The following is a 21,542-nucleotide window of genomic DNA, read 5'->3' as shown; positions in this document are numbered from 1 at the left end:
GATGGCGAAGTGAAAGTCCCCGACCTGAATTTCTTTCTTAAGACCTTTCTCTCGCTTCTGGTCATCCTCCTTGTCGGTTTCGCGGGAATCCTCATAGGAATGCTGATCTCCGATCATGGCCAGAACCCCGGCGGGGACGGGGTGGCGGTGGTGAACATTGACGGCATAATAATCAACCCCGATCCCTATATTAAAAGCATAAGAAAAATACGCGAGACCGATTCCGTAAAGGCTGTTGTGATAAGGGTAAATTCCCCGGGAGGATCAGTCGCTGCCTCTCAGGAAATATACGAAGAACTCAGAAGCCTGGGCGAAGCCATGCCGGTTGTGGCCAGCATGGGAACGGTTGCCGCCTCGGGGGGTTACTATATCGCCTGCGCGGCAGCCACGATTTATGCCAATCCCGGCACCGTGACCGGGAGCATCGGCGTGATAGCGCAGTTTGCAAGCTACGAGCAGCTGCTTAAGTGGGCGAAGGTGGAAGTCGAGGTGATAAAGAGCGGGGAGTTTAAGGATCTGGGCTCGCCGTTTCGCAAAATGCCCGAGACGCAAAAGGCTTACCTGCAGACTCTCATAGACGGCTCCCACTCCCAGTTCAAGGGCATGATTTCCGAAAGAAGGAACCTGCCCCCGGCGAAAGTCACTTCGCTTTCTGACGGAAAGATATTCATCGGAAGCCAGGCGAGGGAGCTCGGCCTGATTGACCGCATCGGGACTCTTGAGGCCGCGATTGCCGAGGCGAGGGAGCTAGGGGACCTAGATGAGGATTCGTGGATTAGGGAGTATCCCATGAAGAAAAAAACGTTGCTTGATTTCGTTTTCCCCGAAACTCTTTCTGAGCGCGTGACTTTTGTCTCTCCCGTGAGAACCGGGTTCGGTCTTTACTACATAGCCGACGTGGTTTACTAACCGAAGTTCCCCCTTATTCCATATCAATTTTCGTCTTGCAGTACGTGTGCAGCAGCTTGATTCGGCTGGTATTTTCTCCAAAAACCGATATTCTAAAATACAGTACCGCTTGGCGGATCACGCTGGTTTAGCGAAACCGTTTTTCAAACAACCGATGAAACACGTAAAAAGATTTTTTCTCCTGATCATATGCTGTTTTGTAGCCGTTTTCTTCATTCAGAACCTTGAGATAGCCACGCAGGTGTTTGTAGTCGAGCTGGGTTTTTTCTCTTTTAAGAATACGTGGGGGGTTTACAATGCCGGGATAATAGGAGCTTCGTTTATTCTGGGCGGGTTTGTTTTTTTCTTGCTGACTTTTGCAAGAGGGCATTCCACAAAGTCCGAGTTGAGGCGAAGCAGGGAAACCGTGAAAGATCTCGAGGAAAAAGTCGGGAAGCTAGAGGTGGAGCTTCTGCAGAACAAACCTGCCGGCTATCAGGAACCGCCTTCTTCCCATGATCTGTTCAAGACGCCGAAATGAGATCTGCTACCACTGAAACCCGGATGCCTGTTCGTACGGGGACTCGTAAAAAACCCGAATGGATAAAGGCCAAAATCCCAAGCGGTCCGAATTATACCAAGCTTAGGAGCTTGGTGCGCGAATTTGGCCTTCACACCGTGTGCGAGGAAGCGAAATGTCCGAACATAGGGGAGTGCTGGGGGGCCGGAACGCTCACTTTCATGATCCTGGGGGACGTCTGCACGAGAAGCTGTGGGTTCTGCCATGTGAAAACGGGGAAAGGCGGTGAACTTGACTGGGAAGAACCCGCCAGGGTGGCTGCGGCGGTCGCGGAGCTTCGGAAAAACAACGCGCGGGTTACACATGTAGTTATAACTTCGGTAAACAGAGATGACAGGAACTACGAAAGCGCCTGTATCTTCGCGCAGACCGTAAACGAGGTAAAAAAGACATCCCCGGGGGTAAAGATCGAAGTTCTGATCCCGGATTTCAAGGGGGAACACGAGGCGATTCACAAAGTGATAGCGTCATCTCCCGACGTTTTGAATCATAATATTGAAACCGTTCCGAGACTCTACTCGCTTCCCCAGAAAACTCAGTCGGGAAGAACGAGGTCCGTGAGGCCGCAGGCGGTCTACGGCAGATCTCTTGAACTTCTTTCGCTGTCCGCGAAGATGGGAAGGCCCGGGATGCTTACCAAATCAGGCATTATGGTCGGTCTTGGGGAGAGTTTCGAAGAAATCGTCGAAACGCTTAAGGATCTCAAGCGCGCCGGTTGCGACATAGTTACCATAGGACAGTATCTGCAGCCCACTATCGATCATATACCGGTATCAAGGTTCTATCATCCCGTCGAATTCGAATCTCTTAAAGACTACGGGGAGAAAATAATCGGTATCCCGCACGTGGAAGCGGGACCGCTTGTCAGAAGCTCTTACCATGCGGAAAAACAGGTTCTTGAACTCTCCGACGCAATGACCGGGACATAGAAGCGCACATTCTCAAAAGACGAACCGGTCGCGACTCGGAATTACACTTAAAGACAAAATGGGGCGTTTTAGCGACGGCTGAGATTTTTATTCTCAGTTAAAAAGTCTTTCAAGCTCTTCTGCGATTGCCTCAAGCTTGTCCTCGGAAACCCCGTACTCATCTGAAATTCTTTTTATTTCCTGGGAAGATATCCGAAGTCCCGTGGTTTTTTCCGCAATGGGTTCCCGTTTCTCCCTGTCGATGAGAAGTTTGGCCACGTCCCACCTTGAATAGTGGCCCAGGGAGTCGAAAACAGCCTTTACCGCCTTTATCTGGTTTGCGTAACAGTCGGCGTAGAGTATCGCGTCTTTTTCGAAGTGGGGTTCGAAAAGATATCTGCCGGCTGGGTTGACGATGGAGCTTCCTCCTCGAGCCCAGTCGTAATTCATGTGGTCCCCGTCGCGCACATAGTGCCATCTTTCCGGGAAATCATCGTCGTCAAGATAACCGCAGGCGCTTAGGACGAACGCCCCCGATTCAAACGCGTGAACCCTTATGAGCGCCTGCACCGTGCACCCCGCTCCGGGATCCTCCGTTTCGGCGGCAAGCAGTTTGTCGTCTCCTCTCCTCCAGTTCCCCGGCCACACCGCCACGTGGAAGTCCTGTCCGCTGTGAACCATCGCGGCCCTTACGAGAACCATATGATTCTCCCAGCAAACAAGTCCCCCTATTCTTCCTATGTCGGTGTCGTAGGTGGTTATGTCGCTTCCGTCCCCCTGGCCCCAGTAGACTCTCTCTGTGTAGGTGGGCATGAGCTTTCTGTGCCTGCCGAGCACCTTGCCTTCTCGCGATATGAAAAGAAGAGAGTTGTAAACGGTGCGGCTTCCCTTGCGGTCGTCAAGCTCGTTGCAGCCTATTACCACGTGAGCATCAGCTGCCTTGGCGGCCTCTGCGAGCATCTCGGTATCGTCTCCGGGAATCACTAAGGAGTTGTCCTGAAGCGCGATCATGAAATCCGTCCAGTCATGCGGCGGGGTTTCGTAGCCGACTGTGTAATAGGCCGGGTAGCCTGGAATGAATGCCTCGGGGAATGCGATAAGCTCCGCTCCGTTATCTCCCGCTTCCCTTATCACGCGACAGGCCTTCTCAAGGGTCCGTTCCTTGTCCATGAACACGGGAGCCGTCTGGGCAACCGCAACTTTTACTTTTTCCCTGCCGCCTAGAACTTTTCTCATGAGCCTCGGGCCGCAGGCGTACTCAGGTTATTATCCTGCTTCCGCCCTCGGGTTCCCCTCCGCTTTGTCTCTGCTGGTTCTGCTTGGCTCTGGCGTAGACAAGAGCGAAGAATTTCTCCTTGAAGTCGTTATCAAAGGCGCATACCCCTGGGATTATGTATCCCATAAGCGCTATCTGGAGAAAGTATTCGGTGTTTGCCTTGAGAAAAGACTCGTTTATCTCGCCGCCGTATGCCTGTGCGAAATTCTGGTATATCTGGTTTCCGAGCTCGGTCGCTATCTCCACGACGCTTTTTGACTGGCCGGACTCCTGATGGGCCGCTACTCCGAGGTTAAAGGCCATGTTTATGGAGTTCATGAAGTTGTCTGCTACTGCCTCTTCCGACTCTGTTCCCTCTTGCGGCTTTGTGTCTTCTTCTGACATTTTAATATCCCCCGTTTTTGTATGGTGAAATCGTCCTGACGTATTATATTATATTGCTGATTTGATTTTAACAATTTTGCTGGAGGAAAATCCATGAAAGCCGATCACCTTATACAGAGACTCGGTCTGAAAAAGCTTCCCGGCGAGGGAGGATACTACAAAGAAACTTACAGAAGCGAGGAAATGGCCGGAGAAGACCGCAGTCTTTCAACCGCTATTTACTACCTTATAACCTCAGAGGAGAATTCCAAGATGCACAGGGTGAATTCGGACGAAATTTTTCATTTTTACTTCGGCGATCCCGTCCAGATGCTGCTTCTCTATCCTACGGGAGAATCAAGGATAGTGTTCATGGGAGATAATCTTCCCTCCGGCCAGAGAACCCAGCTTGTGATTCCCAAGGGAACCTGGCAGGGCGCAATGGTGGTGGAGGGAGAGCACGGATACGCTTTTATGGGAACTACGATGGCTCCCGGGTTTGAGCTTGAGGATTTCGAACTGGGTGCGCAGGAGAGCCTTCTGCTGAGATTTCCTCAGCACGAAAACCTCATACGGGAGCTTACGTAAACGGGAGATAGAGATTCCGGGATCAGAAAAACCTGTGATTTTTTTTGACGGCGTGTGCGGGTTCTGTAACAGGTTCGTCGATTTCGTGATGTGGGCGGATGTCCGCCGGGAAATATTCTTTTCCCCCGTGCAGGGAGAGACAGCCGTTGAGTTCTCTCTGTATCAGGACGAACCCCCGCGCGATTGGAAGATAGCCTACGCTGATGAAGAAGGGGTTTACGAGGGAGCTGACGCGGTTTTGCTGGTTCTTAGAAGGCTTGGGGGTCTCTGGACACTTCCCGCGCTCCTAATATGCGTCCCCCGGCCTGTAAAAGACTATTTCTACGGAATCATATCGAGGAACCGCTACAGTATTTTCGGTAGAAGGGATACATGCCGGGTACCGTCCCCTGAGGAGAGGGAAAGGTTTTTGCCTTAAGTGTTTTTTGATAAATTCCCCGGTATATGTATATTGAAGCGCAGGAGGATTTTCGTTCAAGATGCCTTCACTTGAAGAACTTGTTTTAGCCGACGAGACAGCCAGCGAGATAGAGCGCGCAAGCGAGATCGCCAGAGAAGAATGGGAGAAGATAAGGGTCTCCCTGGCTCTTTGCGGGGATACGGGGGATTACTGCGGGGATGATTTCATGCTCGGGACAATTTCCGGGGAAACAATAACGCGCGAGCCGCTTGGGAGTCCGACGAAATCCGTTTCGGTTTACTCTCCAACCTATTATCCGATGTATCTCGTGAAGAACCTGCAGGAGTTCCGGGAGAGATTCCCGGAGAAAAACTACCGCACAACGGAAGCCCTCTACGTCTATGTAGAGCTTGTGAACGCGGCAGCGCTGCGCCTCGGCCTCGAGGGAACGCTGGCCATGGGGTTTGCCAGCGGCTACGCGAACGTGAGAACGGGCTGGATCGCGGAGAAGGGACTTCCGGAGCAGAGCGCCGTATTCTCCGAAATGTTTTTTTCAGACAGGCCTAAGAACTACGACTGGGATTTTCACTGGACCTCGGTCAGGCAGAAATTCGCAGAAATCCACCAAAAATTCGTTGCTTGGCAGCGCTCCCCCGCTCTCTACCTGGAGGAGTCAAAGTCCAAGGCGGTCGTAAAGCCCTTCATAGTCTAGACGAATCCCTCTTCGAATTCGTCCGAAGGATTCTCGAAGCTCGGAATCCCGTTTTGCTCAAGAAACACCAGCTTCACCGTGCCCGTGGGCCCGTTTCTCTGCTTTCCGATTATGAGTTCCGCCATGCCATCTTTTTCCTCGGGGTTTTTTCTGTATATGTCTTGGCGGTGAATGAAGAGCACTACGTCTGCGTCCTGCTCTATGGCGCCGCTTTCCCTGAGGTCTGAGAGCTGGGGACGGCGGTCGGTTCTGGCTTCGGTCTGGCGGCTTAGCTGCGAGATTCCTATTACCGGAACGTCAAGTTCCTTGGCAAGCGCCTTCAGGGCGCCCGAGATCTCCGCTATTTCCCTTTCCCGGGTTTCATTTCTCGAGCTTCCTCTCATGAGCTGCAGATAGTCGACCACGATCAGGTCGAGGCGGTTGTCCTTCTTAAGCCGTCTCGCCTTTGCCCTTATCTCAAGCACCGTGAGTGCCGGGGTGTCGTCTATAAAGATGCTCGCGCTCGCGTACCTCTCGGCTGAATCAAACAGCCTCTCCAGGTCGTTATCCCTTATGTACCCGCTTCGCATTGCCGAAAAACTGACTTTCGAGTTTATGGAAAGAAGTCTCATCATGAGCTGCTCCTTCGTCATCTCAAGCGAGAACATGGCCACTGAGAGGTCTTCGTTCAATGCGGCGTTGCTTATTATGTTAAGGCAGAGCGATGTTTTTCCCGCCCCCGGGCGCGCGGCAATTATCACGAGATCAGATCTCTGAAGACCCGAGGTCAGGTGGTCGAGTTTCTCAAAGCCGGTTCTTAAGCCGGTTATGAGCTCTTTTTTCTTGTAGAGCCTCTCGATATTGTCTATCGCCACCGGTGCGAGCTCCCTTGAGTGCCAGAAGCTTGGCTTTATCTTGTTCTGGGCGATGTCGAGGATTGACTGCTCCGCCCTGTCCAGGAACTCGTCAACTTCGATATCGGGTCCGTACCCGCGGTGGGCTATGTCAGTTGCGGTGAGCACCAGTTTCCTCAGGACGGACTTGTCTTTTACTATCCTCGCGTAATGAGCGACGTTTCCCGCCGTGGGAACGGTCGAGACCAAGTAGGTGAGGTAGGCGGCCCCCCCGACTTCTTCTATGATCCCCTTGGAGTCCATCCACTCATACAGGGTAAGAACGTCGATGGGTGTGCCCTCCCTGTCAAGATCTATCATGCAGTTCATTATCTTGGAGTGGCTTTCGTTATAGAAATCCTCGGCTATAAGGATTTCGAGGACCTGGTTTATCGAGCTGCTTTCAATGAGTACAGAGCCCAGTACAGCGCGCTCCGCCTCTTCGTTGCTCGGAAGGGGTGATTTCGTCAGACTGTCCATCGTTCGAGGTTCTCTCCTGTTCCGCCTGTCCGATGGTTTTTCATTCTCCTATCAGAACCACTCCCACGTCCATGACGTTTGTTCCCGTGCTTCCGGTTTTTATAAGATCGCCCAGGGTTTCGAAGAAAGAGTAAGAGTCGTTGTCGGCAAGATGGTCTCTCGCGCTTATGCCCATCGATCTTGCTATCAGGCGTGATTGCCCGTCGCATATCGCCCCGGCGGCGTCCGTGGGACCGTCTATTCCGTCGGTTCCGGCGAAAAGCCCCACGATTCCACTACTCCCTATTATCTCAAAGCAGAAGGAAAGGGCGGTCTCGGTGTTGCGCCCGCCGCGTCCCCGCCCCGTTACGTTCACGGTTGTCTCTCCCCCGAAAAGTATGCAGGCGGGTTTCTTAACAGGCCTTCCGAACCTTTGTACATCAAAGGAGATTCCCGCAAGCACCTTGGCCACTTCCCTTGCCTCTCCAGATATCTGGGAGGAGAGAAAAAGCGTGTTGTACCCCATTTTCTTCGCCATCTTCTCCATAGAGATTATCGCCTTGTGATTGTTTCCGACAACAACCGTGGTGGCTCCGCTCCGTTCGTACTGCTCGCGGTCCATCGTGGGAGAACTGTTTTTTTCCCTTCCTCTCTCAAGATGCACCACCACCCTAGGGGGAATTTTATGCTCAAGCTCAAGTGCCTCTATGACCCGCCACGCGTCCTCGTAGGTCGTAGTGTCGGGAACCGTGGGTCCCGAAGCTATGAATTCAAGCCGGTCGCCCACAACATCCGAGAGAATCAGCGTGATGACCTGCGAGGGCAGGGCTTTTTTAAGAAGCCCTCCTCCTTTTGTCTGCGACATTTTCTTCCTCACGGTGTTAAGGCCGTAGGTGTCGACTCCGCTCAGCATCAGTCTCTGGGTCACCGCTCTTTTATCCCCTATGGTGAGCCCTTCGCTTGGCATCGCGAGTATCGAGCTTCCGCCTCCCGATATGAGGAAAATCACGAGATCTTTCTCTCCCGATCCTTCGAGAAGCGAGACTACTTTTTTCGCCGCCTCGACGCTTTTTTCATCCGGCACCGGGTGAGAGGAGAGATGAAAATCCATTTTCTGAAAAGCCTGCTCGGAACGGACATTTGATACCACGATTCCCCCGGTTATCCGCTCGCCGAGAAGCTCCTCAAGCGCCGCGGCCATGGAGGACGCGGCCTTTCCGAAGGCCACGACGTACACCGACTCGAAATCGGAGAGATTGAAGCTCTTCCCTCCGACCTTAAGTTGCTTGCCTTTGAGTTTAATATGCTCCAGAACGCATTTTCCCGGGTCGGCTTCTTTAAGCGCCTGGTCAAAAAGCTTCCTTGCGTCCTTTCTAAGTTTCTCGCTCATTCCCTTCTCTTAATTTCATCAACTATTCTGTCAACTTCCGACTCGGTGAGGTTCTCGTAAAGAGTATCGTCCACGAGCATGGCGGGGGCGGTACCGCAGGAGGCAAGACATTCCGCTTCGAGAAAGGTTATTTTTCCGTCGGCCGTTGTTTCACCGGTTTTTACTCCCAGGCGCTTGCATAGGTGATGCTCCAACCCCTCGGCTCCGCGAAGCGCACAGGAAAGGGTTCTGCAGAGCCACATAACGTGAGTCCCCACGGGTTCTGTGAAAAACATGGTGTAAAATGACGCGACGTTCTGAACCGAAGAGGCGGGAATATCAAGTGTCTCGGCGACTTCTTCCATGGATTCGGTGGAAAGCCAGCCGAATTCGTTCTGCACTTCCCGCAGGACGGGAATAAGCGCCGAAAGCCTGGTTTCGTGGTCATCCGCTATTTCTTGTATCTTATCTCTTAGCCTGGGGGGGAAAGGCAATCCGAACCTCCTCACAACTTAAAGCCGGAAATTAAAAACTAACATGATTTAAAGCGGCGGGCAAGGCGCTTGGGATGTGTCGCAGGAGGGAGGAGATTTAAACCGCAATTGAAGCTCGCAGGAGGGCGGTTAAAATTTTTTCAAATGCCTAAAAAGAGAATAACTACTGTTTACACTGGTCTTGGAGATGACGGGAAAACTTCGCTTCTGGGCGGAAAAAGGGTGAGGAAATCATCGCCGAGGGTCGATGCGTACGGCGATGTGGACGAGCTTAACTCGGTTCTGGGAGTTGCCTGCACAAAAGCGGTCGATCCCAGGGTTAAGGAGCTTCTGCGGGAAATACAGAACGCGCTTTTCACCGTGGGAAGCGACTTGGCGACCCCGCTGGATTCGACTTTCTCCCCGCCGAGGGTGACCGCGGGGATGGCGAAACGGCTTGAGGAACGGATAGATGAGTTTTTGCCAGAGGTCGGAGAGCTTAGGGAATTTGTTTTGCCTGGAGGGGCGGAGGGCGCCGCCTGGCTTCATCTCGCCCGCACGGTGTGCAGGAGGGCCGAGAGAGGCGTTGAGGAATTTTTCGGGGATTCCGAGGAGGGAAGCAGGATTCTGGTTTACCTTAACCGCCTCTCGGATCTTCTTTTCGTTCTTGCGAGAGTGGAGAATAAGGCCGCGGGGACGGGGGAGATCTTCGTTGATTTCGGACGGGGCGAGGACGGGTGATGGACGAAGGCGCAATTATAACGAACCCCGAGATCGAAGATTACATTCTCTCTCTCTATCCTCGCGTCCACGAGGTTTTCTATGAGATGGAAAAGCGGGCTGAGGGAAGCGACGTGAAAATAGTGGGGCCTCTTGTGGGAAGGTTTTTTTCGCAGATATGCCTTCTGCGCAGGCCGCAAAGCATTTTTGAGATGGGTTCCGGGTTCGGGTACTCGGCCCTTTGGTTCTCCCTTTTTCTGGGTGACGGAGGCGTGGTAACCTGTACGGACTGGCTTGAGGAAAACGCGGAGGCGGCGCGCGGGTACTTCACGCGGGCCGGGCAGATTCGCAAGCTCCGCTTTGTCTGCGGGGACGCGCTCGAAGTACTGGCGAATTCGGACCGTAAATTTGATATGATATTCAATGACATAGACAAGGAGAACTACCCGCAGGTCATCGAGCTTGCGCGGGAGAGGCTTAACCCCGGAGGGATGCTCATTACCGATAACGTGCTTTGGGGAGGGAGGGTTCTCGGCGGCGGAGGTTCTGAGAGCACCGAAGGAGTCTTGGAGTTTAACCGGCTTTTGTTCTCGGACCCGGAGTTTTTCTCCACGGTGGTTCCCCTTCGCGACGGGGTGGCGCTAAGTGTCAGGATTTAACGGATATTTATTTCCCGGGATCCCAAAGTGAAAGAACTTGAGACCACTGAGAATGAGCTTCTGGCTTTTTTTACGGACTCCTACGAGCATATACGCAGGCGCCATTACGCGAGGAGCAGGAAAAATAAGGCCCTCATAGGCTACGAGCTTGCCCGAGAGAGAACCGAGATTGTGGACGAGTTCATCAAGCAGGCCCTTTCGCGGTACGGTTACCCGGAACTCAAAGGCGTCTCCATAGTGGCTCTCGGGGGTTACGGCAGGGAAGAGCTTTCCCCGTACTCCGACATAGATCTTCTTTTCCTTCACAAAAAAGGCTCGAAGGGCCTGGCCGAGGAAGTAGTTGAGCGGCTTCTTTACCTTCTCTGGGATACGAAAATGGATGTGGGGAACTGCACGAGAAGCCTTGAGGAGTGCAGGGAGCTCTCAATGGACAAAAACGATGTAACCATCCTGAGTTCTCTTCTTGACTCGAGGTTCATATGCGGGGACAGGGCTCTTTACGACGAACTTGAAAACGAAATTTACGGCGAGGTGCTCCCCAAGATCTCACACGATTTCATAAGGAGAAAAATAGATGAAAGGGACGTAAGGGGCGAAAGATACGGAAAAACCCTCTACATCCTCGAACCTAACGTTAAGGAGGGAAGAGGAGGGCTCAGGGAGTTCCAGACGGCGATGTGGATAGCACAGGCAAGCTACAAGGCCAAAAGTTTCGAGGAGGTGCTCCAGAGGGGGTTTGTCTCGGAGAGGGAATACGTGGCGATACGCAAATGCCTTAACTTCCTTATGCTTGTGCGTGCGCAGTTGCATTACCAGGCGAAAAAAAGGGAGGACAACCTGAGTTTCGATCTTCAGGTCCAGGTAGCGAAATCCTTCGGTTACAGGGACGGAAAGCTCCGTGCGGTGGAGAAGTTCATGAGGATCTATTACCTCCGCGCCGCGGTGCTGGTACAGCAGTCCCGAAGGCTGACGGAAAAATGCACGAGGGCGTACGCGCGAAGAAGGCTCGCCAAAAGGGCCATTCATCTTGACCACGGTTTTACAATACGGGGCAAGTATCTCTCCGTGACGAGCAGAAACGTTTTCAGCGAGGACTTCTGCAATTTCCTGCGCGCGTTTGAATACGCTGACCGCCACTCGGTCGAATTCACGGAATACCTGGAACTTCTCATGGCCGAGCAGGCAACCCGCATAGACGAAAAGGTCCGAAACGACCCGGAGTTCAACATGATGTTCCTGAGACTCCTGCGTTTCGGAAAGGATGTTTCTAAAACGCTGCTCAAGATGAACGAGATGCGTCTTCTGGGCCGCTTCATTCCGGAATTCGGGAAAATAGTCTGCATGGTGCAGTTCGATTCCTACCACGTCTATACAGTCGACATACACTCCATATTCATGGTCAGGGAGATCGAAAGGCTTATAAATTACGAATACGAGGAAAAATTTCCCTTTCTCACAAAGGTCGCCGAAACCTTGGTGAAAAGACATGTTCTTTTCCTCGCCTGCCTTTTCCACGACATGGGGAAGGGCCAAGGGGGAAGCCACGCGCAGAAAGGGGCTGCCATGATCCCGAAGATAGCCGAGAGGATGGGTCTTAGTGCCTCCGACGCGGAGCAGCTTGAATTTCTGGTGAGACATCATCTGGCCATGGTTCATTTTTCCCAGAGAAGGGATCTTGACGACCCGGTCGTTCTGAACAGGTTGGCCAAGTCCATTCCGGACCAGGAAACACTCTCTCTTCTCTACCTGCTCACTTTTGCGGATATAAGATCGGTTGGTCCCGACGTGTGGAAAGACTGGACGGGAATGCTGCTCCAGGAGCTCTATGTGAAGACCCTCCGGCAGATGTCGGCGGGCACGTACCGGCGTAAAACCGATGAGGAGTGGATGCAGAAGATGACCTCGGACATAGTGGCAGACGCCGCCGGAGAGATTCCCGAGCGCAAGGTGACGAAAATATTGAAAAAAATGCCGGTTTCCTATTTCGGCCAGTTTTCGAGACAGAACATTTTACGCCACGTAAAGCTCCTGAACTCGATTGAGGGAAAGTTCGCAACGGAGGTAATCCGCTACGAGGAATACGACGAGTTTACAGTCTGTGCTCCCGACAAGAAGGGTATATTCTCGGAGTTCTGCGGGGTTCTTAGCGCGAACGGACTCAATATCCTGGGGGCAAGAATCGTAACCACTCTCGACAAGAAGGCTTTCGACGTGTTCTATGTGGAGAGGACCGATTACCTGACCGAAGAGGAGTATGGAGAGGTGTGGAAAAAGGTCGACAAAAACCTCAGCAAGGTGCTTGACGGAGATGTTGAGGTTGACGGGCTGGTTGAGAGGAGGAAGAGGAACTATTCCTCCTACGGAAGAAAAATTCCCGAGTATCCTCCGGAAATCGTGTTTGACAACGAGTCTTCAGATAAGGCGACCGTGATAGAGGTTTATGCCCACGACCGGGAAGGACTTCTCTACAGCATCACGAAAACAATCGCCGAGCTGAATCTTTCGATTGACTACGCCAAGATTTCGACCAGGGCGGATCAGGTCGCCGACACGTTTTACGTGCGTGACTCGAGAGGGCGCAAGATAAGCGGTGCCAAGAAACTCAAAAAGATAGAGGATTCTCTTATATCGGCGGTGAGCTAGGGGGGAAGCCGGGCGGTTTTAATGAGCGCAGAAATTATTGACGTCGAGTGCGATTTTCTTGTTGTGGGCGGGGGGCTTGCGGGTCTCTACGCCGCGGTGTGCGCGTCTTCCCTTGGCCGGTGCGTGGTGGTGACCAAGCAGACCCTCGTGCAAAGCAATTCATACTGGGCTCAGGGAGGAATCGCGGCTGCGGTCGACCCCGAGGACTCGCCCATCTTTCACAAGGAGGACACGATTGCCGCGGGAAGAGGGCTTTGCGATGGCCGCGCCGTGCAGATCCTGGTCGAGGATGGAAGGGAGAGGGTAACAGACCTCATAAACCTCGGCATGAAGTTCGATTCCGACGACAGCGGTCTTCTGCTCGGCCTTGAAGGCGGCCACTCGAAAAGAAGAGTTCTTCACGCGGGAGGCGACTCGACGGGAAAGGAGATGATCGAGTTCCTCATCTCTTTTGTAAGTTCAAGCGAGTCGGTAGCCATTCTTGAGCTTGTCACCGTTACCGACATAATCTCGGACGGAGAGAGATGCTACGGCGTCTGGGGTTACGACGAGGGGAGGGAAAGCTACGTGAGAATTTCTTCTCCCTGCACCATAGTCGCCACCGGCGGCGCAAGCGCCCTTTACAGTAGGACCACCAATCCGGAAGGGGCCTCGGGGGAAGGCATATCGCTTGCCTGGAGAGCGGGAGCCGAGATTTCCGACATGGAGTTCGTTCAGTTCCACCCCACTGTTTTCAGCGGCAAAAAAGGCGACGCCTTTCTTCTCACCGAGGCGATAAGGGGGGAGGGAGCCTATCTCCTTAACGCCCGGGGCGAAAGGTTCATGGAACACTACAGTTCCCTCCTTGAACTTGCGCCGAGAGACGTGGTCTCAAAGGCGATTCACAGCGAGATGAGGTCCTGCGGAGAAGACTATGTGTATCTCGATCTCTCCCATATGGATCCCGAATTCGTAAGGAAAAGGTTCTCTAACATAGACAGGCTCTGCAGGGATTCGGGTTTTGATCTTCCCAAAGACCGCATTCCCGTTGCTCCCGCCGCCCATTACACCATAGGCGGGGTAAGGACCAGTCTCATGGGAGAGACGAACATAGAGGGTCTTTACGCCTGCGGAGAGGTTTCAAACACTGGCGTCCACGGTGCCAACCGCCTTGCGAGCAATTCCCTTCTCGAGTGCATGGTGTTTGCCAAGAGGTGTGTTGACAGCGCGTCCGGCAGGCAGCATACGGGAGACATTAGCGGAGATTTCGAAGGCTTTATGCTTGCCGACACCAGAGAAGCCGATGCCGGGTTTTTCAACGAAGCCAAGGACTCAATAATCGGGGGGATGAGCACGCATCTCGGGATAGTGAGAGAGCGAGAGGGCATGGAGGAATTCGTTGCGCGGCTCGAGGAGGTTTCCTCGGCAGCCAGGGACGTTCCCGGATGGTTTGGCTTTAAGCTCGGGACGATGCTGGATGTGTGTCTGCTCGTCGCGCGCGCAGCTCTTTCGAGGAAGGAGTCCCGGGGAGCCCACATGAGGTCTGATTATCCGGAGGAGGACTCGGATTATGAAAAACATCTGGTTTTCAGGAAGAATCTGGAGAGCTACGGAGCCGACTGATGAAGACGCACGAAAATTACCCGCAGGAAGTTGACGCCGTTTTGGAGCTTGCTCTTCGGGAGGATATAGGGAGCGGAGACGTTACGACCGGGAGCATAGTTCCCGAAGACGCCGTTTTAACCGGAGAAGTGCGCGCGAAGGGGACCGGCGTGGTTTCAGGGCTGGGACTTTCCGGCGCCGTTTTCCGGAAACTTGATCCGGACTGCACGTGGGAAGAGATTGTCCATGACGGGGACAGGGTTTCGCCGGGAGACACTCTCGCCCGCGTTACGGGCAGAAGCAGGGCGATTCTTTCGGCGGAGCGGACCGCTCTTAACATCCTTCAGAAAATGAGCGGCATCTCGACTCTCACTTCTTTTTTCGTCGAGGCCGTAGCCGGTTCCGGAGTGAAGATAAAAGACACCAGAAAAACCCTTCCGGGACTCAGGTGGATCAGCAAATACGCCGTGGCGGTCGGCGGGGGACATAATCACCGCGCCGGGCTTTACGACGGAGTGCTCATAAAGGACAACCATATAAAGGCCGCCGGGAGCATAGCGGCGGCGGTCGAGAGGGCGAGGCGGGGCGTCGGAGCGGATTTCTCCGTAGAGGTGGAGACCAAAACCATGGAGCAGGTAAAGGAGGCGGTTTCCTGCGGCGTTGACGTCATAATGCTTGACAACATGGACATCCGGGAAATCGGGGAGGCCGTGCGCCTGATAGGCCGCCGCGCGCTTGTCGAGGTCTCCGGCGGGGTTACTCTTGAGAACGTTAGGGAGATGGCGCAAAGCAGAGTCGATTTCATATCTGTCGGAGCTCTTACGCACTCGGCTCCGTGTTTAGATATTTCTTTTGATGTGTTAGACTGAAAGTTGCGGGCTAAATAGGGGATGCCCGGCTGTTGAGATGGACAGCTTACATGACATTTCAGAAGAAATAGACAGGCTCAGAAAGGAAAAAAACGCGGTAATTCTGGCCCATAACTACCAGATACCCGAAATCCAGGACCTTGCCGACTACACGGGGGATTCCTTAGGTCTCTCGCAGAAGGCTTCTGAAACCGACGCGGAAATCATCATCTTCTGCGGAGTCCACTTCATGGCCGAAACCGCTTCCATAATCTCTCCCGACAAAAAGGTGCTCATCCCCGATCCCGAGGCGGGGTGCTCCCTTGCCGAGACCATAAACCTGGAGCAGCTCAAAAAGTGGAAATCCGAACACCCGGACGCGCTCGTGGTTTCCTATGTGAACACCTCGGCCGCCGTCAAGTCGGAGACCGACTACTGCGTTACTTCCTCAAACGCCGTCAAGATAGTGGAATCCATTCCCAGGGACAGAGAGATACTTTTTCTGCCGGACATGTTCCTGGGGGCATTTGTCTCCAAGGCTACGGGCAGGAAAATTCACATCTGGCCCGGGGAATGCCACGTGCACGCGGGGATACGTCCGAAGGATATAAGGAGGATAAAGGAATCCTATCCCAACGCGGAGATGATAGTTCACCCCGAGTGCGGCTGCACCACGTCTTTTCTTCATTCCGCGGCTAGGGACGACGAGCTGGCAAAGGAGATCAAGTTTTTCTCTACGGGAAAGATGATTGACTACACCCGGAATTCCGACACCCCCGAGTTCGTGGTCGCCACTGAAACCGGAATTCTTCACACTCTCAGGAAACAGAGCCCCGAGAAGGAGTTCTACCCCGCCAAGGCCGACGCGGTCTGCGAGTACATGAAGATGATAACGGTTGATAAGGTACTCAATTCCCTAAGGGAGGAGGTCTACGAGGTCAGGGTTCCCGAGGATATTGCTCGGAAGGCCAAGAAATCGATAGACAGGATGCTTTACATCTCGGCTCAATAACCGCTTTCTAGAATGTCATGCGCACTCCGAGACTGAACTCATGGCTGAGGTTGGAGTCGTTGCCAAAGCGCCCGGAGTAGCCGACGAAAGTTCTCGTCCGGCTGCCGATGTTGGCGGTAAGGCCGCCGTCGGCGTTTATCCATTCATTCGGCGGTTTGAAACCCGGGAGAGTAAAGCGGCCGGACATGGTGTTCGATCCCGCGGTGACCGGAACGGAATCGTCGTTAAGCTCTCTCTCGTAAGAGACGCGGAGGTATGGTAACAGCCTTTCGCCTAGACCTAGATTTCCTTTGAACTGATAACCCGCTCTCGCAAATAGGGAGTCGCGTTCAAAGTCCGAGAAGTTCATCGATGTGGACGTGGAGCCGATTTCACTGTAGCCGTCGATTTTCTGATTAAGCCACCCGAGTCCCAGAAACAGATTATGTCTGTACCTCTCGGATGTGCTCGAAACCCAGCCCAATTCGACATCGGTTCCGAACTGATAGGAGCTTGTGGAGCCGTGCTCCGTGCGTAGCGCCGCTCCGAGCCGGATCGAGCGGTTGATGTCAATAGATGTCCTGCCTCCGTTAAAGGCGCCGCTCAGGTAGAAAACGTCGTAGATAAGGGTGCCGTGCAGCGAGCCTGTCACAACGATGCTGTCAATGCTTGCGCCCGAGAGATCATTGTCGTGGTTCCCAAGGCTCAATGCCGCGCCCAGGTAAAGCCCATCCCCAATGCGGTAGTCGGTGCCCAGGGTGAGCACATGCATTTCGGCCTGCGTTTTGCCCAGACGCGGCGGGGATTCGAGATTGTATCTGCCTGTAAGGCCCCTCGCGTAGCTGTGCCATTTCCCGGCCGAGCGATTAAACCCGAGGTCAAGCATCCGCTCCGTAAATACGGCGTCGCGGTGCGCCCTGGCAACTTCTACTCCTGCTTCCCCTCCAAGCGATACCTGAACCGGGGCCTCAAGAGTGGAAATTACCATACTTGCGACTGCCGCATGGCCCAGGCCACTGGGATGGGAGCCGTCCGCGAAAAAATAAGTTTCATCAGTTTTGGGAGGTGAAAGATAGCCTGAATCGGCCGGACCGCAGACAAGCGACTCCAGTCCCCCGCTAGGGCGCAGGGGGTTGGAACCGGGAGTACAAGCTATCTCATCAATGTTGGTGAATCCGTAGTTTCCAGGATTTTCAGTCATCTCGTCCAACAGGACAGAGACATTCACGGGAATGATTCCGTGCTCAAGAGATCCGAGACCCGTATCCAGAGCTTCATTATAGACCTGGACTAGAGCGGAGAGTCCAGCCGCGGCTACAGGCCCGTCACGCTGAGCGTTTATGGTTTTGCCGGCGTCGGGCACGCTGAGCACCACGACGTAACGCGCGCCGGCGTTCTGGAGACCTCGGATTTGATCTACGTACGCTTCTGCCGCTTTCAGGGCGCCATTGAGGGCGCCTTGGACGTCAGACTGATTTTCCCCGGCGATGGCGCTTATATCGTTTGCGCCGCCCCAGATCATGTAAAGCGTATCCGGGTCGGCATTTCCTCCGGAGAGATGCTGGCTAATCTGTTGCTGCGTTGTAGGCACAGGGTTTTCACAAGCGACGTTTGGGTCTACGCAGGCGCCGCCCCATGCGTAGTTCGTCCCTCCGGCGAGCGAATTGGTTCCGGATGCCCCGAAAGCCCGGGCCACGATTTCGGCCCAGACCGGATCTGGATTCGTGGTGAAGCTCGTGCCGGGCGGAAGTCCGCTGATCTGGGCGATATTCCCAGAATCACTCAGGCTGTCACCGAATACGACGACAGAATTGAAAGTTTGGGCCCGGGCGGCGCTGACAAGCCCTAAAAGGATCGTAACAGCAAGGAGAAAGTGCGGACATCGGAACATTAAGAGCCCTCCAATGAATTCTGTTTTCAAAGTTAATCCTACCATGCTCAGGGTCCGCTACGTGACGGCGAAAGACGGGTTAGGGGCGATTTGCTTTTCCGGGCGCAGCATGCGGATCAGTACCCCTGCGCCAGCCCTCCCGGGTGCCTGGGATCGGTCGCTCCGTGAAAAAGCCCGTTGATCCTCGCCACGCTCTGCGTACTTCCCATCGGACCGGTTCTTTTCACTTCGTATCCTTTTTTCCGCAACCCGGCCTCCAGATCTTCCCCTGCTTCTCTTTCTATGTACAGGGTGTCGGGGAGCCACTGGTGGTGTATCCTCGGGGCCGATGCGGCCTCCCGTATGCTCATTTTATGGTCAATCACGTTCAGGATGACCTGAAGCACTGAGGTTATTATTCTGCTTCCCCCCTTGCCTCCCGTCGCTAGAAAAAGCTTTTCGTCGTTAAACACAATGGTCGGGGTCATGGAACTCAGCATTCTTTTACCGGGGGCAATGGAATTTTTTTCACCGCCGATTAGGCCGTATGCGTTCGGCGCTCCGGGCTTTGCCGAGAAATCATCCATTTCGTTGTTCAGCAGGATCCCTGTTCCCGGCACAGCGAGGCCCGAGCCGTAGGTGAAATTAAGCGTGTATGTGTTTGAAACCACGTTTCCGAATCTGTCGGCTACGGTGAAGTGGGTGGTGTCAGTGCCTCCGGCGGGGACTGGTGAGCCGGGCTTTACGTATCTGCTCGGAGTCGCTTTTTGGGGATTGATGCGGACTTCCTGGCGTTTTGCGTACTGTTTTGAGACAAGGTGTGCTGTGGGAACGGGGGAGAAGTCCGGGTCGCCCAGATGTTTTGATCTGTCCGCATAGGCGAGCTTCATGGTTTCCGAGAGAATATGGACGTAGCGTGCGGAGTTATGGCCGTATTGCGAGAGGGGATAGCGCTCGAGAATGTTAAGCATCTGGATAAGATGGACCCCACCCGAGCTTGGAGGCGGCATCGAGTGGATGCTGTAGTCCCTGTAGCTTCCGGTCACCGGTTCTCTTATGAGAGCCTCGTAAGAGGCAAGGTCCCGTTCGGTTATGAGGCCTCCCTCTTTTTTCATGTAAGCCGTGATTTTTTTCGCTATTGCCCCCCTGTAAAACGCCCCGGGACCGTTTTTGCTTATCTCCTTGAGGCTCCACGCAAGGTTTTTCTGCCTGAGGATTTCTCCCTCCCGGGGCGGCTCTCCGTTGTTTTTGAAAAAAATCTCCATGCTCTCGCCTGATTTTTTCAAGCGCCACTTTGCCTTCAGGAGCGATTTCCTGAACTCCGGCGTAACCGCGAACCCTTCCTCCGCGAGCCTTATTGCCGGCGCAAGAACCTTTTCAAGCGGCATGGTTCCGTATTTTTCAAGGGCCAGCGAAAGCCCCGCGACCGTTCCCGAAACCCCGCAGGAATAGATGCTGTGCCGTGCCCGTTCCATGTCAACCTCCCCGGTCTCATCGAGGAACATGTTGCGCGTGGCCCCAAGCGGGGCTTTTTCCCTGTAATCTATGGCGACTGTCCGTCCCGTTTTGCTTAGATGGACCAGCATGAATCCGCCGCCCCCGAGGTTTCCGGCTCTCGGGTGAGTGACCGCAAGGGCGAATCCGACGGCGACCGCTGCATCAACGGCGTTTCCGCCTTCCTTGAGTACGGAGAGCCCGATGTGGGTAGCGATCTGCTCCTCGGATACAACCATCCCGTTTCGAAAAGATGTGGATTCCGCCGTACTTTTATTTGAATAACCGGGCTCCGCGCGGGCGGAAGAGAGTGCGACGGATAAAACAAGACAGAGTATGAAGGCGTGTTTAAGGATCGAGTCCGCGGGCATATTAAGCGACCGGGGAGTGTTCAGAAGGACACTCCATACCTGTAGCGCTTCGACATGTTCATCCTGTCCTCGCAGATCTTTATCTTTTTGGAATAAAATGCCTTTTCGAAAGAGTCCTCGGCAAGGCCGATCGCGCGGTTGAAATTCGATATCGCGTCTTCGTACTTATGGAGCTGGAAATGAAGATTTCCAAGGGTTGAATACAGGAGATCGTGCGAGCGGAGCTCCTCAACCCCGCGTATTCCCCCTATGACGCGAAGACCTTCCTGCGGCCCTCGGGTTTTGGAGATAGCGATTGCTTTTTGAAGTTCGACAAGCGGACAGTAGTTGCACGCCAGGTACTTGTCGTAAAGTGAGATAATCCGGTCCCAGTTCGTGTCTCCGTATTTTTTGGCTAGAGAGTGAACGGCGTCAACGCCTGCCTTCAGGTGAATCTCCGTTACCTCTTCTCCTTCTTCAGCCGAGAGGGCAAGGTGCTCAAATCCCCTTTTGATCATGTCCCTGTCCCAAAGCCCCCTGTCCTGCTCCTTTATCCCAAGCGGTCTTCCGTTGCCGTCGTTCATGGTCTGAAGTCTCGAGGCGTTTAGCAGCATGAAGGATACAAGGGCGTGAACCCCGGGTTTTTTCGTTGCGGAGAAATCAAGCAGCATTTCGCCAAGCCTTATCGCGGAAAAGCACAAGGAGGCGATCGGGGGCATTGCCTTGCGGATACCGTTTTGGCCGAGGCTGAAAATCTCGTATATGTTCTTGGTCACCGTCCCGAGATTTTTCTCCATATCGGCCCCGGTCATCCGAACGGCCGCTTCGGTGATCTTCTTTTTCTCCGAAGCGAGCTGCTCTTCGAGGGACTTCTCGTTTCTCTCCAGTATCCTGGCGAGGGAAGAGCAGGAAAAGCCGCAGAGCACGTTCAGTACGAGATATTTCCGGATGGAACTTTCAACTCCGGGCGCGCACAGGGCGAAAAGCATCTCGACCTGGTTTTTCGCCACTTCCTCTTTATCTGGAAAGGAGAGGTGAAACCCCGATACGTCGATCCTTCTCTTCGCACCGTTTGCTCTGGAGAGATAGTTTATCTTCCTGCAGAAAAGCTTGTTTGAGCTCTCCGTTATATCAGCCCACACCGCGCTCTGGGGATCCTGGGGAATTCCGTCTTTTCCCCATCTGGCCCTCATCTTCTCAAAAGAGTTGGCACATACTCTCTGCACGTGCTCAAGGCTCTCGTAGCCGAAAACCTTCACGAGCGTGGAAACAATCGCTCCGTAGTCACTTATAAGCTGTTTTGTAATCTGCCTGTTTACTTCAGGCCGGTTGTATTTTATTCCCAATTGTCCGCTTCCTTCCCCACTGCGGAGAACGTTTTAATCTACAAACAGACTAAAATACATACCGGAGCTTGAAAGTAAAGATCGCCTGAGTTTTCGCCACGGTGATTCCGTTCTAGATACGGGGTGCAGTTTTATTAAAAAGTTACGGGCAG

Annotated in this window: 20 protein-coding genes; 12 read left to right on the top strand and 8 right to left on the bottom strand. The window is 53.7% G+C overall.

Annotated elements, in window-relative coordinates:
• Positions 1–9: 9 nt before the first annotated feature.
• The 3 genes from sppA to lipA all read left to right on the top strand — a co-directional run bounded on the left by sppA (position 10) and on the right by lipA (position 2,397).
• Positions 10–909, top strand: coding sequence for a signal peptide peptidase SppA (sppA, locus tag OXG10_08615; GenBank protein MCY3827416.1), 900 nt, complete (start codon positions 10–12; stop codon positions 907–909).
• A 154-nt stretch (positions 910–1,063) separates the two neighbouring features.
• Positions 1,064–1,429: a hypothetical protein gene (locus OXG10_08610; protein ID MCY3827415.1), complete on the top strand. Its 366-nt coding sequence runs from the start codon at positions 1,064–1,066 to the stop codon at positions 1,427–1,429.
• The gene (gene lipA / locus OXG10_08605) at positions 1,426–2,397 is read left to right on the top strand and encodes a lipoyl synthase (GenBank protein ID MCY3827414.1); all 972 of its coding nucleotides are present in this window, start codon (positions 1,426–1,428) and stop codon (positions 2,395–2,397) included. The genes OXG10_08610 and lipA overlap by 4 nt, the downstream gene beginning before the upstream one ends.
• Positions 2,398–2,490: 93 nt before the next feature.
• Here lipA and OXG10_08600 read toward each other — a convergent pair whose 3' ends face one another.
• Positions 2,491–3,612, bottom strand: a complete 1,122-nt coding sequence (locus OXG10_08600) for a carbon-nitrogen hydrolase family protein (protein MCY3827413.1) — start codon at positions 3,610–3,612, stop codon at positions 2,491–2,493.
• A 22-nt stretch (positions 3,613–3,634) separates the two neighbouring features.
• Positions 3,635–4,036, bottom strand: a complete 402-nt coding sequence (locus OXG10_08595; GenBank protein MCY3827412.1) for a hypothetical protein — start codon at positions 4,034–4,036, stop codon at positions 3,635–3,637.
• A gap of 93 nt (positions 4,037–4,129) precedes the next feature.
• Here OXG10_08595 and OXG10_08590 point away from each other — a divergent pair, with 93 nt between their 5' ends.
• The 3 genes from OXG10_08590 (at position 4,130) to OXG10_08580 (ending at position 5,715) form a co-directional block, all read left to right on the top strand.
• Positions 4,130–4,603, top strand: a complete 474-nt coding sequence (locus OXG10_08590) for a cupin domain-containing protein (GenBank protein MCY3827411.1) — start codon at positions 4,130–4,132, stop codon at positions 4,601–4,603.
• Positions 4,604–4,637: 34 nt separating this feature from the next.
• Positions 4,638–5,021 (top strand): DCC1-like thiol-disulfide oxidoreductase family protein, encoded by a 384-nt coding sequence (locus OXG10_08585; protein ID MCY3827410.1) that lies wholly within the window; start codon positions 4,638–4,640, stop codon positions 5,019–5,021.
• Between the two features lie 61 nt (positions 5,022–5,082).
• The gene (locus OXG10_08580) at positions 5,083–5,715 is read left to right on the top strand and encodes a hypothetical protein (protein ID MCY3827409.1); all 633 of its coding nucleotides are present in this window, start codon (positions 5,083–5,085) and stop codon (positions 5,713–5,715) included.
• On the opposite strand, the gene dnaB is transcribed toward OXG10_08580, so the two are convergent.
• The 3 genes from dnaB to nuoE are packed head-to-tail and all read right to left on the bottom strand — an operon-like array spanning position 5,712 to position 8,909.
• Positions 5,712–7,067, bottom strand: a complete 1,356-nt coding sequence (gene dnaB / locus OXG10_08575) for a replicative DNA helicase (GenBank protein MCY3827408.1) — start codon at positions 7,065–7,067, stop codon at positions 5,712–5,714. The two genes, OXG10_08580 and dnaB, sit on opposite strands and share 4 nt — an antisense overlap.
• A gap of 40 nt (positions 7,068–7,107) precedes the next feature.
• Entirely contained in the window at positions 7,108–8,436 is a 1,329-nt protein-coding gene (locus OXG10_08570) for a glycerate kinase (GenBank protein MCY3827407.1), read from the bottom strand.
• The gene (gene nuoE, locus OXG10_08565; GenBank protein ID MCY3827406.1) at positions 8,433–8,909 is read right to left on the bottom strand and encodes an NADH-quinone oxidoreductase subunit NuoE; all 477 of its coding nucleotides are present in this window, start codon (positions 8,907–8,909) and stop codon (positions 8,433–8,435) included. The genes OXG10_08570 and nuoE overlap by 4 nt, the downstream gene beginning before the upstream one ends.
• 144 nt (positions 8,910–9,053) lie before the next feature.
• On the opposite strand from nuoE, the gene OXG10_08560 reads away from it, so the two are divergent.
• From OXG10_08560 to nadA, 6 genes are read left to right on the top strand one after another with little or no spacing between them, the layout of a single operon-like run.
• The gene (locus OXG10_08560; GenBank protein ID MCY3827405.1) at positions 9,054–9,629 is read left to right on the top strand and encodes a cob(I)yrinic acid a,c-diamide adenosyltransferase; all 576 of its coding nucleotides are present in this window, start codon (positions 9,054–9,056) and stop codon (positions 9,627–9,629) included.
• Positions 9,629–10,267 (top strand): O-methyltransferase, encoded by a 639-nt coding sequence (locus OXG10_08555; protein MCY3827404.1) that lies wholly within the window; start codon positions 9,629–9,631, stop codon positions 10,265–10,267. Before OXG10_08560 ends, OXG10_08555 begins: the two co-directional genes overlap by 1 nt.
• 27 nt (positions 10,268–10,294) lie before the next feature.
• A complete protein-coding gene (glnD, locus tag OXG10_08550; GenBank protein MCY3827403.1) occupies positions 10,295–12,910 on the top strand; it encodes a [protein-PII] uridylyltransferase in 2,616 nt (871 codons plus the stop codon).
• Between the two features lie 21 nt (positions 12,911–12,931).
• Entirely contained in the window at positions 12,932–14,512 is a 1,581-nt protein-coding gene (gene nadB, locus OXG10_08545) for an L-aspartate oxidase (GenBank protein ID MCY3827402.1), read from the top strand.
• A complete protein-coding gene (gene nadC, locus OXG10_08540; protein ID MCY3827401.1) occupies positions 14,512–15,360 on the top strand; it encodes a carboxylating nicotinate-nucleotide diphosphorylase in 849 nt (282 codons plus the stop codon). The genes nadB and nadC overlap by 1 nt, the downstream gene beginning before the upstream one ends.
• A 37-nt stretch (positions 15,361–15,397) precedes the next feature.
• On the top strand, positions 15,398–16,351 hold the full coding sequence (gene nadA / locus OXG10_08535; protein MCY3827400.1) for a quinolinate synthase NadA: 954 nt from the start codon (positions 15,398–15,400) through the stop codon (positions 16,349–16,351).
• A gap of 7 nt (positions 16,352–16,358) precedes the next feature.
• Here the strand turns inward: nadA and OXG10_08530 are convergent, their stop codons facing one another.
• The 3 genes from OXG10_08530 to OXG10_08520 form a co-directional block, all read right to left on the bottom strand.
• On the bottom strand, positions 16,359–18,221 hold the full coding sequence (locus OXG10_08530; protein ID MCY3827399.1) for an autotransporter domain-containing protein: 1,863 nt from the start codon (positions 18,219–18,221) through the stop codon (positions 16,359–16,361).
• 116 nt (positions 18,222–18,337) lie between these two features.
• Positions 18,338–19,933, bottom strand: coding sequence for a gamma-glutamyltransferase (ggt, locus tag OXG10_08525; GenBank protein MCY3827398.1), 1,596 nt, complete (start codon positions 19,931–19,933; stop codon positions 18,338–18,340).
• Positions 19,934–20,085: 152 nt separating this feature from the next.
• Positions 20,086–21,390, bottom strand: a complete 1,305-nt coding sequence (locus tag OXG10_08520) for a hypothetical protein (GenBank protein ID MCY3827397.1) — start codon at positions 21,388–21,390, stop codon at positions 20,086–20,088.
• Positions 21,391–21,542 lie beyond the last annotated feature (152 nt).

It is taken from the genome of Candidatus Dadabacteria bacterium (genome assembly GCA_026706695.1).
In the GTDB taxonomy this organism is placed as follows: domain Bacteria; phylum Desulfobacterota_D; class UBA1144; order Nemesobacterales; family Nemesobacteraceae; genus Nemesobacter.
The sequence above is the reverse complement of the archived record's forward strand: the minus strand, read 5'-3'. Positions and strand labels throughout refer to the sequence as shown.

Excerpts from the sequence above, each read along its gene's own strand:
- OXG10_08610 (MCY3827415.1), top strand. The coding sequence starts at position 1,064 with ATGAAACACGTAAAAAGATTTTTTCTCCTGATCATATGCTGTTTTGTA.
- lipA (MCY3827414.1), top strand. The coding sequence starts at position 1,426 with ATGAGATCTGCTACCACTGAAACCCGGATGCCTGTTCGTACGGGGACT.
- OXG10_08600 (MCY3827413.1), bottom strand. The coding sequence starts at position 3,612 with ATGAGAAAAGTTCTAGGCGGCAGGGAAAAAGTAAAAGTTGCGGTTGCC.
- OXG10_08595 (MCY3827412.1), bottom strand. The coding sequence starts at position 4,036 with ATGTCAGAAGAAGACACAAAGCCGCAAGAGGGAACAGAGTCGGAAGAG.
- OXG10_08590 (MCY3827411.1), top strand. The coding sequence starts at position 4,130 with ATGAAAGCCGATCACCTTATACAGAGACTCGGTCTGAAAAAGCTTCCC.
- OXG10_08580 (MCY3827409.1), top strand. The coding sequence starts at position 5,083 with ATGCCTTCACTTGAAGAACTTGTTTTAGCCGACGAGACAGCCAGCGAG.
- dnaB (MCY3827408.1), bottom strand. The coding sequence starts at position 7,067 with ATGGACAGTCTGACGAAATCACCCCTTCCGAGCAACGAAGAGGCGGAG.
- OXG10_08570 (MCY3827407.1), bottom strand. The coding sequence starts at position 8,436 with ATGAGCGAGAAACTTAGAAAGGACGCAAGGAAGCTTTTTGACCAGGCG.
- OXG10_08560 (MCY3827405.1), top strand. The coding sequence starts at position 9,054 with ATGCCTAAAAAGAGAATAACTACTGTTTACACTGGTCTTGGAGATGAC.
- OXG10_08555 (MCY3827404.1), top strand. The coding sequence starts at position 9,629 with ATGGACGAAGGCGCAATTATAACGAACCCCGAGATCGAAGATTACATT.
- nadB (MCY3827402.1), top strand. The coding sequence starts at position 12,932 with ATGAGCGCAGAAATTATTGACGTCGAGTGCGATTTTCTTGTTGTGGGC.
- nadC (MCY3827401.1), top strand. The coding sequence starts at position 14,512 with ATGAAGACGCACGAAAATTACCCGCAGGAAGTTGACGCCGTTTTGGAG.
- nadA (MCY3827400.1), top strand. The coding sequence starts at position 15,398 with ATGGACAGCTTACATGACATTTCAGAAGAAATAGACAGGCTCAGAAAG.
- OXG10_08530 (MCY3827399.1), bottom strand. The coding sequence starts at position 18,221 with ATGTTCCGATGTCCGCACTTTCTCCTTGCTGTTACGATCCTTTTAGGG.
- ggt (MCY3827398.1), bottom strand. The coding sequence starts at position 19,933 with ATGGTTGTATCCGAGGAGCAGATCGCTACCCACATCGGGCTCTCCGTA.